1 protein-coding gene is annotated in these 1,733 nt (G+C 42.4%); it reads right to left on the bottom strand.

The window, feature by feature from the left end; all coding sequences use genetic code 11:
- The coding region (locus ABWP14_RS11415; protein WP_353203095.1) for a reverse transcriptase family protein at positions 1-1,514 on the bottom strand (1,514 nt) is incomplete at its 3' end.
- Positions 1,515-1,733 lie beyond the last annotated feature (219 nt).

Below are 1,733 nucleotides of genomic sequence, written 5' to 3'. Positions count from 1 at the left end.
TTCTGAGGACTGATCTTTATTCTGTTGATCTGATAAGCTCGTAAAACGGCTTTCAGATGAATCAGATGTTCTTCTGTGCTGTCTGAGAAGATCCAAGAATCATCTTGCCAGTAGCAAAAGAACGACTCAAAAGTGTCAGGCAAAAGGTCAGCTTCCCCTTTAGGGAGTGATCTCTTGATTTCAGCCAGAGAGGCAGCTGAGAAGATGATCGACATGGCTTGATCCCAGCACGCTGGTGCGGATGCTAAGCCTTGGACCATTCTGTTAAATTGCATGACTCTGTTTCTGAGCCAAAAGCAGGTGAAAGCTCTGCTCTCGGGAGCAAGAGGCAAATGCCAATATGCCTGGTTGGCATCCATGGAGCTTACAATTTTGCCCTGAAGCTTCTGAAAGATCTGTTCAGGCAATTTTGGAACAGTCTTTTTGACATTTTTTGTGGCAGAATTCACTCTTCTGAGATCCTGAACGATTCTGAATTGAGTGTTCTTTACACCTTGGACTTGGGCCAAATACGTAGAGGCTTTGGTGAGATCCCGTAGCCCTTCGTATTTTGGAACCAAATGAAGATTTGAGATGGTTTTCGGAGTGTGACACTCTTCAACCAAACCCATTTCTTCGAAAGTTTCGAAGGTTTTGTCACAGAAGGCAGCTTTCTCTTCTGACATAAACCTTTGATGTTCAGCAGGAATTTTGTCAGTGATCTCTAGCTGAACAGTGAAGTGAGGGAATTTTCCCACATCCAATTTGTTCTTTGCAAACACTGACTCATGTTCCTGTAGGATTTGCCGCAGCTTTTTAGCCGTGGATTTATCCAGCTTGTCATTGATTTCACAATCTTTCCAAGTAAATTGCTTGTCCAGATTTGTGGCATCAACAAGCAATGTTTCTAGCAGAATTTCTTCCTCTAGAGAATCTTCGTTCTCTTCAGAAGAAAATTCATCTGTAGCTGAACTATTTAGCTCGGTGCATGAAATGCTGCTCATAGTAGCAATCACGGACCCTGCTTGAAAATGCAGATCTTCGGCAGTTTTATTCTGTAGCAACACAGTCAGCTTGCTAGCATGCTGGTATGCATTAGAAATAGAATAACTTAGTGCATTCAGAGAAGTGATCATGGATGTCACTTCTTTCCAGCACTCAGTTCCTGCAGAGAGATTATGATTGCTCTCTGAGGCAACTTTTAGCTCAGCATTGATAGAGGAGAAAGGAGCTACTGTGACTGTTCTTCTAATCTGAATCATATTGCACTCCGCGGAGTCACTTAGTTCAGAAAGAGGAATTTCATGTCTGCCAAGCTCTGAGCTTGTCAGCAAATGGCTGGAAGTGATGGCTGCGATTAACTTGTTGTTGTACAGAAAGTCTGCGCCAAGTATTGCCTTGTAGCCATTTGTGGCATGGGCCAGAAGGAAATCTACAAATACTGATATGCTTTTTCCTCCTGCGAGTGAAAATACTATCGGTAGTGTAGTTTTTCCTATGATGTTGTTAGTCAATGTGTGACCAGCAACTTTCATGTTCAGCTTTAGAGGACTGAAAGACTTGCCTTTTAACTTGTGGAACTCAGCCACAGATAGGAGACAATGAGTACTTCCAGTGTCAACTAATGCTTGCAGTTTCAACTCATCTAACTCAAACTGAGTCAGCCTGATGTTTGAACTGTTAGCATGTGACGAATTTAGCTGAACAATTGAATTCTTTCTTTTCTTAGTGACTTTCTTAGGCTTTGATGCCTG

The organism is Polynucleobacter sp. (genome assembly GCF_040400325.1).
In the GTDB taxonomy this organism is placed as follows: domain Bacteria; phylum Pseudomonadota; class Gammaproteobacteria; order Burkholderiales; family Burkholderiaceae; genus Polynucleobacter.
The sequence above is the reverse complement of the archived record's forward strand: the minus strand, read 5'-3'. Positions and strand labels throughout refer to the sequence as shown.